The sequence below is a fragment of the Psychrobacter sp. Ps4 genome (genome assembly GCF_022129285.1).
GTDB lineage: Bacteria > Pseudomonadota > Gammaproteobacteria > Pseudomonadales > Moraxellaceae > Psychrobacter > Psychrobacter immobilis_A.
In genome coordinates this window covers 93225-109058 of record NZ_JADQAK010000001.1, presented here as the reverse complement: position 1 = coordinate 109058, position 15834 = coordinate 93225, and the positions used below count along the sequence as shown (strand labels likewise).

16 protein-coding genes are annotated in these 15834 nt (G+C 42.2%); 3 read left to right on the top strand and 13 right to left on the bottom strand.

What is annotated here, in order from left to right:
* The first annotated feature begins 72 nt into the window (after nt 1-72).
* Both rodA and I3252_RS00425 read left to right on the top strand, forming a co-directional pair.
* Nucleotides 73-1215, top strand: coding sequence for a rod shape-determining protein RodA (rodA, locus tag I3252_RS00430; protein ID WP_055124925.1), 1143 nt, complete (start codon nt 73-75; stop codon nt 1213-1215).
* Nucleotides 1216-2135: 920 nt separating this feature from the next.
* A complete protein-coding gene (locus tag I3252_RS00425) occupies nt 2136-2750 on the top strand; it encodes a septal ring lytic transglycosylase RlpA family protein (protein WP_045446414.1) in 615 nt (204 codons plus the stop codon).
* Nucleotides 2751-2918: 168 nt separating this feature from the next.
* Here the strand turns inward: I3252_RS00425 and radA are convergent, their stop codons facing one another.
* The 11 genes from radA to I3252_RS00370 all read right to left on the bottom strand — a co-directional run bounded on the left by radA (nt 2919) and on the right by I3252_RS00370 (nt 14117).
* Entirely contained in the window at nt 2919-4358 is a 1440-nt protein-coding gene (radA, locus tag I3252_RS00420; protein WP_238033868.1) for a DNA repair protein RadA, read from the bottom strand.
* Nucleotides 4359-4716: 358 nt separating this feature from the next.
* Nucleotides 4717-5427: an LPS export ABC transporter ATP-binding protein gene (lptB, locus tag I3252_RS00415; protein WP_193008235.1), complete on the bottom strand. Its 711-nt coding sequence runs from the start codon at nt 5425-5427 to the stop codon at nt 4717-4719.
* Nucleotides 5428-5575: 148 nt separating this feature from the next.
* Nucleotides 5576-6058 (bottom strand): lipopolysaccharide transport periplasmic protein LptA, encoded by a 483-nt coding sequence (gene lptA / locus I3252_RS00410; protein ID WP_193008236.1) that lies wholly within the window; start codon nt 6056-6058, stop codon nt 5576-5578.
* Between the two features lie 186 nt (nt 6059-6244).
* Nucleotides 6245-6829 (bottom strand): LPS export ABC transporter periplasmic protein LptC, encoded by a 585-nt coding sequence (gene lptC / locus I3252_RS00405; protein ID WP_045446404.1) that lies wholly within the window; start codon nt 6827-6829, stop codon nt 6245-6247.
* Entirely contained in the window at nt 6826-7392 is a 567-nt protein-coding gene (locus I3252_RS00400) for an HAD hydrolase family protein (protein WP_060491184.1), read from the bottom strand. The genes lptC and I3252_RS00400 overlap by 4 nt, the downstream gene beginning before the upstream one ends.
* 99 nt (nt 7393-7491) lie before the next feature.
* The gene (locus tag I3252_RS00395) at nt 7492-8484 is read right to left on the bottom strand and encodes a KpsF/GutQ family sugar-phosphate isomerase (RefSeq protein WP_045452836.1); all 993 of its coding nucleotides are present in this window, start codon (nt 8482-8484) and stop codon (nt 7492-7494) included.
* 215 nt (nt 8485-8699) lie between these two features.
* Nucleotides 8700-9233: an RNA chaperone Hfq gene (gene hfq, locus I3252_RS00390; protein ID WP_193008159.1), complete on the bottom strand. Its 534-nt coding sequence runs from the start codon at nt 9231-9233 to the stop codon at nt 8700-8702.
* 616 nt (nt 9234-9849) lie between these two features.
* On the bottom strand, nt 9850-10998 hold the full coding sequence (miaA, locus tag I3252_RS00385) for a tRNA (adenosine(37)-N6)-dimethylallyltransferase MiaA (RefSeq protein ID WP_238033867.1): 1149 nt from the start codon (nt 10996-10998) through the stop codon (nt 9850-9852).
* A gap of 88 nt (nt 10999-11086) precedes the next feature.
* Nucleotides 11087-12886 carry a DNA mismatch repair endonuclease MutL gene (mutL, locus tag I3252_RS00380; protein WP_238033866.1) on the bottom strand — a complete coding sequence of 600 codons (1800 nt, stop codon included), beginning with the start codon at nt 12884-12886 and terminating at the stop codon, nt 11087-11089.
* 90 nt (nt 12887-12976) lie between these two features.
* Nucleotides 12977-13501, bottom strand: coding sequence for a tRNA (adenosine(37)-N6)-threonylcarbamoyltransferase complex ATPase subunit type 1 TsaE (gene tsaE, locus I3252_RS00375; RefSeq protein WP_238033865.1), 525 nt, complete (start codon nt 13499-13501; stop codon nt 12977-12979).
* A complete protein-coding gene (locus I3252_RS00370; protein WP_238033864.1) occupies nt 13494-14117 on the bottom strand; it encodes a 6-carboxytetrahydropterin synthase in 624 nt (207 codons plus the stop codon). The genes tsaE and I3252_RS00370 overlap by 8 nt, the downstream gene beginning before the upstream one ends.
* 314 nt (nt 14118-14431) lie before the next feature.
* Between I3252_RS00370 and I3252_RS14175 the strand changes: the two genes are divergently transcribed.
* Nucleotides 14432-14554 carry a hypothetical protein gene (locus tag I3252_RS14175; protein WP_020443648.1) on the top strand — a complete coding sequence of 41 codons (123 nt, stop codon included), beginning with the start codon at nt 14432-14434 and terminating at the stop codon, nt 14552-14554.
* A gap of 88 nt (nt 14555-14642) precedes the next feature.
* Here I3252_RS14175 and I3252_RS00365 read toward each other — a convergent pair whose 3' ends face one another.
* Together I3252_RS00365 and I3252_RS00360 are read right to left on the bottom strand one after the other, a co-directional pair.
* Nucleotides 14643-14975: a YnfA family protein gene (locus I3252_RS00365; protein WP_201539692.1), complete on the bottom strand. Its 333-nt coding sequence runs from the start codon at nt 14973-14975 to the stop codon at nt 14643-14645.
* Nucleotides 14976-14987: 12 nt separating this feature from the next.
* Entirely contained in the window at nt 14988-15794 is an 807-nt protein-coding gene (locus I3252_RS00360) for a PhzF family phenazine biosynthesis protein (RefSeq protein WP_238033863.1), read from the bottom strand.
* Between the last annotated feature and the right edge of the window lie 40 nt (nt 15795-15834).

The following is a 15834-nucleotide window of genomic DNA, read 5'->3' as shown; positions in this document are numbered from 1 at the left end:
GTGCGATTACCTTTAAATGTTGATCTGATTTGAAAATTCCCTCTTACCTCAATTGCCAGACACACTTTGCCTATGTCTTCTAATCCGCAATACCGTTTTTCACGTCAGAGCCATCATTTAGGCCAAGGCCATGCACCATCGTTATGGCAGCGTATACATATCGATCCATGGTTGACCCTCCTCTTATTGACGGTTTGCTGCATTGGTTTGACAATTTTATATAGTGCGGCCGGTCAAGATGTCGGTATGGTATTACGTCAAATGGTCAGCTATGGTGTGGCCTTTACGGTTATGTTTATCATGGCACAGATACCGCCTAGCCTTTATCGCACTTTTACACCCATCTTTTATGTAATGGGATTAATTTTATTGGTATTGGTCGATATCATCGGTGAAGTACGTATGGGTGCTCAGCGCTGGATTAATTTACCAGGGTTTGGCAGTGTGCAACCCTCAGAATTTATGAAACTTGGGATGCCAATGATGTGTGCTTGGTTTTTATCCAAGCGTGATCTACCGCCTTCTCTATCAAGCATCGTCATTACCTTAGCCTTAATCATCGTCCCTGTATTATTAATTGCAAAAGAGCCTGATCTTGGGACGTCGCTATTGGTAGCAGCCAGTGGTATTTTTGTGCTTTTTTTGGCAGGGTTGTCTTGGCGATTGATTTCAGCTGCCGCCATATTAGCGATACCGCTTATTGCGATTGCTTGGAATTTTCTATTACATGATTATCAGCGTACCCGTGTCTTAACACTGCTCAATCCTGAAGCCGATGTACAAGGGGCTGGATGGAATATTATTCAGTCAAAAACCGCTATCGGTGCGGGTGGGCTCACTGGTAAGGGCTATTTAGAAGGCACGCAGTCGCATTTACATTTTTTACCAGAAGGTCATACTGATTTTATTATCGCGGCTTTTTCAGAAGAGTTTGGCTTGTTGGGCGTGATTTTATTAATGTTCATTTATTCCTGTTTACTCCTGCGCGCCTTATACATCGCTTTTACCCATCCTGATGTATACAGTAGATTACTAGCGGGTGCAATTGCCATGTCTTTCTTTGTTTATGTGTTCGTTAATGTGGGTATGGTTGGTGGTATTTTACCCGTCGTTGGCGTTCCTCTGCCATTCATTAGCTATGGCGGTACTGCGATCGTCACTTTGATGGCAGGATTTGGACTACTTATGTCCATTCACACTCATAAGCCCAGTTGATGCACAGTTACCAGTGATTCTCTAATGAACATTCAAAATTTACCTTAATGCTATTCATGTTAAAAATCAAAAAACACAGGCTATATAAAAGTTGTAAGGCGAATAAATCAGCCAATTAAAGCCTTCACTTAGAATTTCTTCACATGCAAAATGGTTGGAAATAAATATAAATCAACAACAAATTAAGGGTTTCTAACAAATTTTATTGTTTCATCATTTTATGGCAAGTCATATAACTTGCCATAAAAATCCTTCTATCTATTTTTAATAATAAATACAAGCCATTGATTTAATTGAAGTAATTAAAAATACCCTCATATTTACTCTCATTAAAACACTTCGTTGCCAATTGGTACTGATAGATTTTAATCCTTGTTTTTTACAAATAATTGCGTTAACCTCATTTAACTGTACTTTGATACATAACCCGTACATAGCTACTAATAAACTTTGCATTTAATTATATTTTAGTTGTAGCTCGTACGTATAGTTAGCGAATTGTAGATTCCAAGCTTTCAAATACACTACTTAATTAACGGTTTAATAACAAAGACACACGTAAGGCCTTCTAAAACCTTTATTAATTTAGCAATGTTAGAAAGCTTGTAAATAGCACATATAGCGGACTCGGTACTCAACCTTTGTATTCGGATTGGGTGTTCTACTAATATCGTTAGCTGTCATTTGAGCGTTTCATAAGTATCTTTGGTCGTGTTATCCTGACCCGCTTATGATAATAAAATGAAAAATTACCATACCTTAAAATCTATAAAAGCCACGTTTAGTATCAATAATTATATGAAAAAAATATTGATGATGCGGCTTTAGAGTTTGTGACGCTGTTAGATTGGTCTAACATTGCCACGCTCAGTCTAGAACTATTAGAGTTAGATTTTAAAGTATAAGTTATAGAGGTATCTATGAATAAGCGTTTATCTGGTTTACTTACCATGTCAGCAGTATTGTTTGCTGGCTCCGCAGTTGCTACTAATGCAAATGCTGTAGAAGCAAAAACCTCTCTTGCGATGATTTCACAAGATAACGCCTCCCATATCGATCGTGTACTTGGTGAGCTTAGCCGTCAGCATGATGGTGCATCAAGTTTGGTGAAGTCAGCACGCCAACCAACTTCATTGGCACTTAGCAGCTCGCTGTTAGCCAGTGACACCTCTCAACTGACTAATGATGAAGATGTATTAGAGCGTCTGACAGCCGTAGCCTCTAACTCGGTCAGCAAATTTAAGCAAACAGGCCTAGCCTCTTGGTATGGTCGTAAATTCCATGGTCGTAAAACAGCCAGTGGCGAAACATTCGATATGAATGGTTTGACAGCAGCGCATCGTTCACTGCCATTGAATTGCTATGTTAAAGTCACGAATAAGACCAACGGTAAAAGCGTCGTGGTAAAAGTGAATGATCGTGGTCCATTCCATGGTAACCGTGTGCTAGATTTGTCTTATGGTGCTGCCAAAAAACTTGGTATTACGGGTAAAGGTGTGGGTAATGTTGCTATTGAGCGCGTTTCAGGACCATAATTCTAAAAAAAGTCTATTTAAATTAGACTATAAAAAGCGCCTAACACATCAGTGTTAGGCGCTTTTTTGTATTTTCAGTTTATTGTATCCATTAAGCTACAAATGAAGCTGTAGCGCTTAGCAATGACTTATAAAACAACCATAATCAAAATGATTAACCCTTACACCTTATAGTTCAAATGCACTCTCAATGGCATCATCGAGACGTTCAACGGCAATCACATTGATGCCTTTAAATTGAGGAGCATCCTTAGCAGGCGCATTGGCTTTTGGAATAATGGCATGCTTAAACCCATGTTTCATCGCTTCCTTTAAACGTTCTTGACCGTTCGGTACAGGGCGAATTTCACCCGACAATCCCACTTCACCAAATACGGCCAATGACGATGGCAAGGCTTTTTCTTTAATACTTGAGGCACAAGCCAACAATACTGCTAAGTCAGACCCAGTCTCTATGACCTTGACACCACCGACGACGTTGACATACACATCTTGTCCGCTGGTATGAATACCGCCATGACGATGCATGACGGCCAGCAGCATAGACAGACGCTGAAAATCCAATCCTAATGCCATTCGTCTAGGTGATCCTTGCGAATCATCGACTAACGCTTGTACCTCCACCAACAAGGGTCGTGTGCCTTCGCGGCTGACCATGACGACAGATCCAGCAACGGGTTTGTCATAGCGACTCAAAAATATCGCTGATGGATTGGCGACCTCTTTCAGCCCCATATCTGTCATACCGAAAATACCTAATTCGTTGACGGCACCGAAGCGGTTTTTGACGGCACGAATCATCCGAAAACGTGAGTCTGATTGACCTTCAAAATATAAGACCGTATCAACCATGTGTTCAAGAACGCGCGGCCCTGCGAGCGTGCCTTCCTTGGTTACATGACCCACTAAAAATAGCGCGGTGCCAGTCTGTTTGGCATAGCGAGTCAAGATAGCCGCAGACTCTCGAATTTGACTGACGCCGCCGGGTGCAGAATTGATTGCATCCGTATAAATGGTTTGAATAGAGTCAATAATAGCGATGGCAGGCTGCTCTTGAGTCAAGGCGGCACAAATAGTTTCTACATTGGTTTCGGCCAGTACGCGTAATCTATCAGCCGGTAAATCTAAGCGCCTAGCGCGCATAGCAACCTGTGCCAATGATTCTTCACCAGTCACATACAAGGCGCTACCTGCCAATGAGTCGGCACGTGCCATATTAGTCGCAGTTTGCAGCAAAATCGTCGATTTACCGATACCAGGATCACCGCCGATTAAAACGACTGAACCAGCAACCAATCCTCCACCAAGTACACGATCGAACTCACTGATACCAGTTGGTAAGCGTGTGTCTAGCGTTACGCTCACGGCATTGAGCGGCATTACCGCACTATGCGTACCTGAATAATTCCCTGATGGTGCACTGCCTGATTCACGAGAGGCTGATCGATTTACTGCTGGTTTAGAAACGTTTTTATTGTGATGCGGCATGCTCACATTTGGTGCTTCGACCAAGCTATTCCATTCACCGCAATCGGTACATTGCCCTGCCCACTTGCCAAAATGCGCGCCGCAATGCTGACAGACATAACTGCTCTTATTTTTTGCCATAACATATGAACCTTATTCAAGTGTCCAATCAAGATTAATTGATAAAATATCGTGACGCTCTGATAAGCGTTAATTTGAGAATGATTTTTGAGATAAATTAGCCATCAGTATCATGGACTAGATCTTATAGAAGAGGTGATGCTAAATGTGATGAATAGCTAGATATAGGAAAAGTAGCAAGCGCTGTCTTGAGGACTTAATGGAAATTATAAGTCTAACAGACAGCGTAAATAGTAGCGCGAAAAACACGTTGAGATATTAGGTGTGTATTGAACATTTAAAAATACGCAGAGCTAATCGATGCGCATTTGGCAAAAAAATGTATTCGAGACAAGTCCAATGCTCAACACATCCTCATTTATACGTGAAAGTCTTTACCCAAATAAACGGCTTTCACCAATTCATTTTCTAACACTTCACTAGAAGTACCCTCAGCAATAATAGCACCTTCTGAGACGATATAAGCTTTCTCACAAATAGCCAAGGTATCGCGAACGTTATGATCGGTAATCAAAACACCAATACCACGATTTTTGAGGGTCAAAATAACGTCTTTGATATCACCAACAGAGATAGGATCCACGCCTGCAAATGGCTCATCTAATAAAATGAACTTTGGGTCAGCCGCCAATGCACGGGCAATTTCACAGCGACGACGCTCACCACCTGATACGCTCATGCCTAATGATTTTCGTACATGCTCTAGATGGAATTCACCGATTAGTTTTTCCAGCTCTTGCTTTTGCTCGCTTTTACTCAATTCTTTACGAGTTTCTAAAATAGCCAAGATGTTGTCTTCGATAGACAATTTACGAAAGATAGACGCCTCTTGTGGTAAGTAACCAATTCCTGCACGCGCACGCTCATGCATGGCATATTTAGACAGATCCATTTTTCCTAAAGTGACACGGCCTTTATCCATATTGACCAACCCTACCACCATATAAAAGCTGGTTGTCTTCCCTGCACCATTTGGACCTAATAAACCAACGACCTGCCCTTGTTCTACGGAGAAAGAGACATCTTTCACAACCCAGCGCTTTCCATAGCGTTTGCCTAGATTTTGCATTGATAGTCGCGTCGCAGGTGCTGCGTTATCGTTGGTTGCCAAAGGGTTTGTATTTTTATTATCACTCATAACTTACTCATACGGTTGCAGAATTCAAGCACTAATACACTAAGGGGTGTTGATACAGTTACATTAACCATTCAGCTTTTTAGCGGATGCTACTTTGGCTACTATTACTACTGGGCGGAAACACCAACTCTACGCGCTGATTACCGCCAGCAGTTGCTTCAACATCACCAGCTTTTAGGCTATAACGAATGACATTACCCGCAAAACTTGCGCCATTTTGAACCAACTTAGCATTACCCGTCAAAGTAACAATACCAGTGACCGCATTATAATCAATCTTATTGGCTTGACCTTTCGCCAGCCCTTTTTCTTGTGTGACTACCTGTTGCATGGTTGCAGGGCGTCCGGTCGCTACTGCCGAGTTGATACTGCGACCCTGTGATAGGTTAACCGTGATGTTATCAGCGGTCATTTTAAACGTACCTTGAGTGATAATGACACTACCCGAATAGCTGGTAACGCCTGTACGCTCACTATAGGTCGCTTTATCTGCCAATAGTTTGATTTCTTGATTGGCATCTGATGGCAGCGCATGACTGTAAAGTGGCAGTGCCAGCAGCATAACCGTTGGCAGCACATGTAATTGACGCAAGCGGCACGATGTTAGATTGAAGCGTGCTAATGATGAGCGTAAAGTAGGCAAAAATTTAGATGTCATAAAAATCACTCGTTTTATAATGGGTAGTAGGATTTGCAAACTTTATGCTAGCTGCTATTTTTATTACATAGTCAATAAGAGTTATTGCGATCAAAACAATGCTTTGTCTTGGCGTTCAGCTGGAGTAAAAGCGACAGCCACTTGACCAAACTCATATTCACCGGTCTCAAGGTTGGCGGTCATGCTAGAAGCTTCAAACCGATTCATGCCTTGTTCAATCTTGACAGGCGCGTCACTATATACTTGCCCTGATTTGGTATTGCCTTTAAGGATACTACCTGTCACCTTTATCGGTTCAATATCTGGCGCGTCTTTATTGCCTTCACTAACCAGTGAAAAGCCCCCTGACAAGCTGAGTTCACCCGTCTGCTGACTGATAGCAGCACTACCCGCTTCAATACGATAACGCTGCTCTGCCGATGGCTCCCAATTCATAGTGATGCCTGACATCTCGTCTAAATTGGTCTCTGGATTGTGCGTCAATGTTTTGGCAGTCAGCTCATACTCAGTTTCGCCTTTCTCATTAGTCTGTACCGCTTTGATATCTGTTGCTTCATAATCAACATCGGTCGCTTCCATACTAACTGGCGGCGCTATCTCTCCTTGCTGTTGAAAAAACCAACCTGCAATACCAGCGATAATCAAGGCAAGAACTATTAAAACACGAGTATTCACGACAAATTATCCTGAGTTTTGGCTGCATCAAGCGTATAGTGCGCAATGAAGTCTTGATAATGTCCATGACCTTTCAAAATGAGGTCACATACTTCACGTACAGCGCCAGTGCCACCTGCTCGGGTGGTGACCATGTCACTGCGATTGATGACTTCAGCATGCGCATTGGGTACTGTTGCAGCAAATCCAACGGTCTGCATCGCTTTAATGTCTGGTAAATCATCGCCCATATAAGCGCAATCAGCAGCCGTGATATTGAGCGCTGGATCAAGTATGGTTAGTAGCTCATTTAAAGCAACCAGCTTGTCATCACGACCTTGCACCACATAATTAACGCCCATTTCCGCGGCGCGCTTATCTACCATGGCACTGCTACGACCTGTAATAATAGCCGTCAAAATGCCATAACGTGCTAACGACTTAACGCCTACGCCATCATGGACAGAAAAGGCCTTGGTCTCGATACCATTGGCATCATAGATAATTTGACCGTTTGATAAAATACCATCGACATCCATTATCAACAGCTTTACTTGTCCGGCTTTTTTGATTAAGTCTTGCATCATGTCCCTCTTTCTTAAGGCTATTCTTTACATTTTATTGTTATAAATCGATACTGTGCGAATCTATACTGTATAAACCGATATCTTTATTAATGCTATTTATTTTACACCAGCTTGTAGCAAATCATGTACCGTAATAATTGCTTCTAAACGATCTTGGTCGTCAATAATTAGCAACTGGCTAATACCATTTTCATTCATCACACTGAGCGCATCTGATGCGCGCATGGTCTTACTAATGCGCCGTGGATTACTAACCATTACTTCAGCCATCGGCGTTTGCAAATCGATGCCTTTTTCTAGACCACGGCGTAGGTCACCATCTGTAAATACCCCAACCACCTTATCATTATCATCGGTCACCACCGTCATTCCTAAGCGCCCAGCAGACATAGTAAAAAGCGCTTCTTGTAGTGGCGCTTGCTGATGAATAAGCGGCAAATCTTCTGACTTAGTATGCATTAAATCTTCAACTCGCGTTAGCAACTGACGACCTAATGCGCCTGCTGGATGCGATAATGCGAAATCTTCTGAGGTAAAGTTGCGTGCATGGACTAAGGCAACGGCCAATGCATCACCAAGCGCTAAGGTCGCCGTGGTACTGGAAGTAGGAGCAAGATTAAGTGGACAAGCCTCTTGCGATTTACCGAGCGTCAATACAATATTCGCGGCACGAGGCAACATACCGCGCTTATCACGGCTAATACTAATCAGTGGAATATTTAGGTGTTTGACCACTGGCAGCAGCATCTTAATCTCATCGGACTCACCAGAGTTAGAGATAGCAAGCAGTACATCACCTTTTACCAACATGCCTAAATCGCCATGCCCAGCTTCACCAGGATGCATAAAAAAGGCTGGCGTGCCAGTAGAGGCAAACGTCGCCGCTATTTTACGCCCAATCAATCCTGACTTACCCATACCAGTGACCACGACGCGACCCTTACAAGCCAAAATAATATCGCATGCTTGTGCAAACCTATCGTCTATCTGCTCTGTTAGTAAAGCCAATGCCGATATCTCAGTGTTAATCGCTTCGATAGCCTTACTAATAAACTGCTCATGGGTTAGATTGATTTGGGTATTACTCATGGATTCGCTCTATTTTATAATGAATCAATACTGTATTTTACTATACTATGCCCAATATTAATAATAATCTACGAAACCAATCGCTAACAACTCGGCACGTCATTTTAGACCATTATTATACGTTTATTTATACAAAAAAAACCCACTATAAAAAGCAGGTTTTGATCGGATAAATCACGTATTAGTAATGCGCCTTCGATAATGAATCTTGCTCTCTAACCATTGTTATCATTAGATCCATCATTTGGTTTTTCCTCAAAACCTGTATTTTCTGCTGGGTTTTCGAAACCACGGTCTTGACCAAAACCGCCACGCTCAAAGCCACGCTCCTGACTCTGACCAAAGCTACCACGCTCAAAACCACGATCTTGACCTTGGCTAAAGCCGCCACGATTAAAACCACTGCGATTAGACGCAAAGCCGCGCTCTTCGAAGCCACCTGTGCTAGCAGGATTACTACCGCGTTCAAAGCCACCACCTTGATAACCTGCTGGAGCAGCGCTTTGCGGTTGAGTGCTCGTACCTGTCGTTGTCGTACTGCTACGTGGATTACGTGCCGGCACGACGGTTGAGATAGCGTGTTTGTATACCATTTGACTGACAGTGTTTTTGAGCAATACCACGTACTGATCAAATGATTCAATCTGACCTTGCAGCTTGATACCATTGACCAAAAAAATAGAGACAGGAATGCGATCTTTGCGCAGCGAGTTCAAAAACGGATCTTGTAAAGTTTGTCCTTTTGACATGAGAGCTCTCCTAAATATTATTAATTATGTTTTAGTGCCAATTATTTTAAGTGTTAATTTAATTATAATGGCTAACGGCAGATACAATAATAAATTTTCTTTATAAAACGTATCTAAATAAACGCTACTTGTTCTTAAGTGATTCCACTTTATCGCGAATACATTATTATTGTAAATAATTAAGTAACTAGTTGTTTCATTAGTTATTTTTATCAACAAACGTCAATTAATACTGATTAAAAACACAGTTAGGCTAGTATTACACCTACTATTTTGATGAATTTAAATTATAACAGCTATCTACGATTTATTTTGATACTAATTGTCATTACTTTCTAATAGTTGCATAGAGCTTTTTGCAATACTATATTTTTAGTACACCATATTGTATTTATAAGGTATTAACTCATACCATATTTTTAGACGATAGTGGTTTTGCTATAACTAATAGCTCTAGGGCGTGCTCTCAATTCAATCGATTAACCTCTAAATGGGCTAAATATCGTCAAATAGTTTATCAATTATTATTTGCGCTACTTTCCTTGTTAGACGGCAATTTATCTCATTTTTATCACCATTTTTAAAATGAGGACACGCCCTAGTATCATTGATAGATTTAATATAAATAGTCTCTTGCCTGCGCCATGGTGGTGAATGCTTTTACCACCATATTGCGGTCTATAGAATAGCCTTCCTCGCTAGAGGTATCGGCTGCTATCGCCCCATCCATGGAATTACTAGGCAATTGCATGACTTTGCGTAACCATGTGTACTGACGTTTTGCCAATTGTCTTGTCGCATATAATGCCTTATTTTGCATTTGCTGACAAGCAAGTGCCTCGGTCGCACCATCAGATAAGCTTGATTGAGCTGAAGACTGGAGCACTTCAAAAGTACTGTAAAATTGCGCTTTTTCTAGATGAGGCTGTTCAAATACTGGGTGATCGATATGTACTAGGTATTCTAGTACTTGTCGATAACCAACGCAGCGCATAGATGGTAGATTTGGTGTTAAAGGATAGCGCTCCAGCAGATCAATGACCTCAGTCACCAACCCGTCATTCCACATGATATCTAAACGTTGCTCGATACGTGTATGCAACCATGGACGATCAGGCATGACTGTCAATGCATGCCATTGCTGATTGGGATTATTTGCCAATGCCTGCTTGGGCTTTCGCTGCCAGTCACTGATAGGGATATCAGTTTGTAGATAAACTTCAACTGCTCGGGTGATGCGCTGAGTATCAGTCGCATTAAGGCGCTCATGGCTGATCGGATCTATCTCACCCAAATAGTCGTAAAGCGCACTAATGCCTTTATCTTGCCGCCACTGCTCCACACGTGCGCGAACGCTATCATCACTATCAGGTACTGGAGATAGCCCGTCTAGCAGCGCCATGTAATACATCATAGTACCGCCAACTAGCAACGGTATTTTGCCATTCTCGTGACAGCTAGCAATCAAACGGGCAACGTCATTCACAAATTCAGCGACGCTATAGCTCTGCATAGGATCGATAATATCAACCAAATGATGTGGATAACGCGCCAACTCAATAGCAGTTGGTTTTGCCGTACCGATATTCATATCACGATAAATCAGCGCTGAATCTACTGAAATTAGCTCATAACGCCCTGTATCATATAATTCATAAGCCAGTGCAGTCTTGCCACTTGCTGTCGGCGCCATCAAACACACCACGCTATTATCTGCTAAATTGGCGTTTAGGCGATAAGATGAGCTGTCAGATGAAAGTTGCATAGGCTTGCCTTTATTAATGATATTAGTAGCAATAAACTTGAGCGTTGTCATTGCTAAAATTTGCTTATTATATTTTTTGTCGTTATAGCTATCTTGACTCAGGCGCAGATAATAGCATCAATGTTGCTAGTTGATTACCATCTATCGCTTTAATCGCATGCTGAGTCAGTAACGCGTCGATATCCGCCAAGAACACCATCAAGTCTTGCTTTGACATCTGCATGCTCACGGCGGCAAGTTGCTGATTAATGTCATTTGCGTTGTGCAACCATTGATCTTTTTTACCTGCCCTATTACTAAGTAAACTTGACTCAAATAATGAATGCATCTTTGATTGCCAATTCTCTGCACCGATCAATACACATTGGCTTTGATGATAAAACAATAACCAAGGCAGCGCTTTGTCCTCACTATATGTTGTGCCAACAGATTCGGTTGATACCTCATTTAAATGAGTAACAACATCTAGGCAATAAGGCAAAGATATCGAATTTATTGCGACATCGTTAGCGATATCTCTGGTGTTTTGACTTATTTTCTCAGAAACACTTGATACGTTTAAGGTTTGAGGCGAATACCTATTTTCTGACAACTGATAGGGTTGTTTGGGCGCTTTTACCTGATGGCTTTTGCTTGAATGAATGGTCGTTGATGTCTTTGGCATTACAGTCGCGAATGCATTATCGATAGACAGATTACTATCTACTATCTGACTATTACCTAGTATTTGAATAGTATCATTAGCATTAGTAGATCTGATCGTCTCTGTAGTCACTACTGTCTTAAGTTTTGTCCGAATCGCATGGCTTACATGCGCCATAATATTATTGAGCGGACTTATTTTGATACGCTGTTTAGATGGATGCACATTGATATTGAGCCACTGAGTGGGCAAATCAAAATAAAGCGCATAGCCAATTCCTACCAACTGAGCAGTTTGGGCAAGTTGGCGTAGCTGATTGCTTATCAATGCTTCTTTGACCAGTCTTCCATTCACATAGATTAATTTTGGTAAGGTGTCCTGCGAATCAGTGATAGGCCATAACCAACCATTAACGCTTGCTTGATCGCCAAAGCCATTATTAACATATTCTCTGGATGGCTGCATTAAACTGGTGAGGTCTATCGCTATTTCTAACGCCTTTTTGGTTAACGACAACCCAGTCGCTTGCTCAAGACGTGCCAATGGCAAAGGATTGACATTATTATTGCCATTAGCATTTGTAGAAACAGCACTTAAAGACATCGCACTTGAAGAAAGTGACAAGCGTTTTTTATGGTCATGAAAGAGTGTTAGTGCCACATCTGCTCGCGCCAAAGCCACTTCGCGCACAATCGTTTCGATATGACCGAACTCCGTCGCAATAGATTTCAAATTGCCACGGCGTGCTGGTACGTTAAAATATAAATCCTTAACCCTAATGGTGGTACCACGATGATGCACAACTGGCATGAGCTTTGGCGCATCATCTAACACACCCGCGACTTGCAACTGGCGACCGATGCCACTGTCATCATAGCTGCTGGTTAAAGTCAGCCGAGATACTGCCGCCGTCGCCGCCAACGCCTCCCCGCGAAAACCCAACGTCGTAATACCCTGTAAGTTAGCGACATCCGCGACTTTACTGGTTGCATGACGGGTAATTGCCATGACCATATCATCGGGATGAATACCCACGCCATTGTCGACCACTTCAATCATACCCATGCCGCCTTGGGTAATATGTATCTCAATATTGGTCGCACCAGCGTCAATGGCGTTTTCTAGCAGCTCTTTGACTACAGCTGCTGGGCGTGTCACTACCTCACCCGCTGCCAATTGATTGATGAGCAGCGGCGATAGTTTTTTGATGCGAGTATAAGAATGATTGTCTGGCATTTGCGGCATTAAGAGGTATCGTTGTTTTACGTGATGATAAGTAGTACTGGCAGATATTGATGACTTATATTAAGGTCTGTTGAACATTCAAATGTATAATTAAATCTTAACAGAGGATAAATCCAAGCCTTGCGCTTGCCCAGTCTTCGATAGCCGCAGCTCAACTTGACGCAACTCATTATCCTTATAAGTGCTAGTAGCTTGTGTCATATCGATAAACAAGATCGGGGGCGGTAAATAGCTGTCCGCACGGCTTGCCCATTCGATGACAACCAACGCATTCGGTTCATCTAGATATTCATCAAAACCGATAAAAGACAGTTCTTCTGGGTCTTGCAGACGATACAAATCCGCGTGGTAAACTGGCTTGATTGAGCCGTCTGTTTGCTCGATGCTATAAGGCTCAACCAAAGTATAAGTTGGGCTTTTGACGGCACCTGCATGCCCGAGCGCCTGCAACCAATAGCGAGTCAGAGTCGTTTTACCTGCCCCTAAATCACCTGCCAACCAAACACTACCTGTCAATGGCAACGCTGCCAATTGCGCAGCCAAACGTTGAGTATCAGCTTCTGTATACAGTGTCAGCGTCTTAGCGTTTTTGTCCTCTGTTGTACTATTAGGCATCAGGCTTACCTGCCTGCACTTGCGTCTGTACCTGCATAGTCACCATTGGGTTGATAAAGCTTTCACCGCGGATCAATTTGGCATATAGCTCAGGGTCGTGCCACTCGGCACTGACTTGATCGCTAAACTCAAACGCTTCTAGATGAAGCTTACCCATTTGCTCGTTCGCCACATCATCAGCAAAGCACTGCGCGTAACCGGTAGCAGTTTCGTGTGCAATCACCGAGTAAACGCTGACATCAGATTCACCGTTTTGCATTTGGGTTTGTTTTAAAATTTCTTGCGCCCAAAAGAATATCACGCGTGAAAACTGCTCTGCCGATGGCGATACTGGCAAGCTTATCCAGCGCGCACTAAATTTTTTACAGGCAGCGACATACTCAGGGTCGTCTTTATTCCAAAAACAAATCGCATGATCAAAGCTATCGATAATGTCCTTGATAGACGATTTTAATAAGCCAAAATCATAGACCATTTGCCCGTGATCCAAGCGCTTAGCCTCAAGAATCAGTTCAATCTGATAACTATGACCATGGATAGAGTGTTTGCAGCGCTCAGAGCTACAATTACGCACAATATGTGCATTTTCAAATTTAAAAAGTTTACGGATACGCATAACAATCAACCAAAACAGTAAGCATTTTTATGCTAAATATGAATATTATAAAAGTTTGCCGCTACGACTTATCGGCTTGTGGCTTATTATAGCAAATCGTGATGACTCCGTAAGTAAGCACTTATTAATAGCAGTAGGGATGGATACAGGATTGACTCAAATCGTAGGTGAATTGTGCTAGCGCTATCTATTGCGACCCCTTAAGCATATACTCATTGCAGTACGCACTATTTGCGTCATCAGCATTAATCTAACCTTTCAGCTATTTACACTGGCTTAAAAGGGATTACGGCTTATCTCAAGAGGAAAGAACCATGAGTAAAGGTCAAGACAGTAAAAAGAACGTAAAAAAGAAACCGCTATTAACGGCAAAAGAGAAAAAAGCCGCCAAACAATCTAAGAAAGACGACAACGGCAGTATCTTAGGTAAACATTAATATTTAGTGCATCATTGTGCCATTTAAAAAATGCCAATCGAACCTCACGGTTTGATTGGCATTTTTTATGCTAGGTGCGGTCTTTATGCTAAGCACCGCGCGGCGCAAACATGATAATTGCCATGCCTAATAACGCAACCGCAGAACCTACTATATCCCACGTGGTCGGTCTGATACCGTTCACCGCCCACAACCATAAAATAGCCATCGAAATATACACGCCGCCATAAGCCGCATAGACTCTACCAGCTGCGGCAGGATGTAAAGACAACAGCCAAACGAAAGCGACCAAACTTAGTACGCCAGGGACAAGCAGCCAAATAGACTTACCTTCTCGCAGCCATAGATAAGGCAAATAGCAGCCCGCAATCTCTGCCAATGCGGTCAGTGCAAACAGTCCAACGGTTTTTAATTCAGTCAAAACCATCTACTCCTAAACGGTGATAAAACCTGTCATATACTGAACGGCATTACCAGAAATCATTACTCTGTCACCTGCGACGACACAGTCTAAAATACCGCCTCGTTTTGATGCTTGATAAGCGACCAAGTGATTTTTACCCAAACGCTCAGCCCATAATGGTGCAAGCCCTGTATGAGCTGAACCCGTCACTGGGTCTTCATCGCCACCATTGGCTGGCCAAAAATAACGTGAAATAAAATCATAATTTTTGTAGTCAGCAGACATAGCCTGACAAGTCACCACCACATCTAAAGGCGCAAGCTGTTTTAGCTGCTCGTTATCATGCGCCACTGTTAATACGTCGGACTCAGCATTATAAATCACAAAATAGGCTTGAGCATTTTTATAGACTGCAACGGGTGCAATAGATAGTCCTGCAAGCACGCTATCAGGGATATTGTCAACTTTCTCAGGCTTAGTATTAGGAAAATCCATTTGTATCTTGCCATCGTCTGTTTGCACGATGGTCAAAACACCAACCGCTTTGGCTGAAAATTTAATGTTTTCTACATTGGGGTTTTTGTTAAATAACACAAAGGCTGACGCCAAGGTTGCATGCCCGCAAAATGCAATCTCAGTGAATGGTGAAAACCAGCGAATATGATAAATACCGTCATCGTCAAGAACCATAAAAGCTGTCTCGGATAAGTTGTTTTCAAAAGCAATAGACTGCATTAAATTATCAGAAAGCCAATCTTCTGTAATAACGACTGCCGCTGAATTGCCTTTAAAAACTGTATTCGTAAAAGCATCAACGACATTTATTTCTAGTTGCATTTTATGTTCTCGCTTTATTTTTATAGATCTATGATTTTAT

Excerpts from the sequence above, each read along its gene's own strand:
- rodA (WP_055124925.1), top strand. The coding sequence starts at position 73 with ATGTCTTCTAATCCGCAATACCGTTTTTCACGTCAGAGCCATCATTTA.
- I3252_RS00425 (WP_045446414.1), top strand. The coding sequence starts at position 2,136 with ATGAATAAGCGTTTATCTGGTTTACTTACCATGTCAGCAGTATTGTTT.
- radA (WP_238033868.1), bottom strand. The coding sequence starts at position 4,358 with ATGGCAAAAAATAAGAGCAGTTATGTCTGTCAGCATTGCGGCGCGCAT.
- lptB (WP_193008235.1), bottom strand. The coding sequence starts at position 5,427 with ATGCAAAATCTAGGCAAACGCTATGGAAAGCGCTGGGTTGTGAAAGAT.
- lptA (WP_193008236.1), bottom strand. The coding sequence starts at position 6,058 with ATGCTGCTGGCACTGCCACTTTACAGTCATGCGCTGCCATCAGATGCC.
- I3252_RS00400 (WP_060491184.1), bottom strand. The coding sequence starts at position 7,392 with ATGCAAGACTTAATCAAAAAAGCCGGACAAGTAAAGCTGTTGATAATG.
- I3252_RS00395 (WP_045452836.1), bottom strand. The coding sequence starts at position 8,484 with ATGAGTAATACCCAAATCAATCTAACCCATGAGCAGTTTATTAGTAAG.
- hfq (WP_193008159.1), bottom strand. The coding sequence starts at position 9,233 with ATGTCAAAAGGACAAACTTTACAAGATCCGTTTTTGAACTCGCTGCGC.
- miaA (WP_238033867.1), bottom strand. The coding sequence starts at position 10,998 with ATGCAACTTTCATCTGACAGCTCATCTTATCGCCTAAACGCCAATTTA.
- mutL (WP_238033866.1), bottom strand. The coding sequence starts at position 12,886 with ATGCCGCAAATGCCAGACAATCATTCTTATACTCGCATCAAAAAACTA.
- tsaE (WP_238033865.1), bottom strand. The coding sequence starts at position 13,501 with ATGCCTAATAGTACAACAGAGGACAAAAACGCTAAGACGCTGACACTG.
- I3252_RS00370 (WP_238033864.1), bottom strand. The coding sequence starts at position 14,117 with ATGCGTATCCGTAAACTTTTTAAATTTGAAAATGCACATATTGTGCGT.
- I3252_RS14175 (WP_020443648.1), top strand. The coding sequence starts at position 14,432 with ATGAGTAAAGGTCAAGACAGTAAAAAGAACGTAAAAAAGAAACCGCTA.
- I3252_RS00360 (WP_238033863.1), bottom strand. The coding sequence starts at position 15,794 with ATGCAACTAGAAATAAATGTCGTTGATGCTTTTACGAATACAGTTTTT.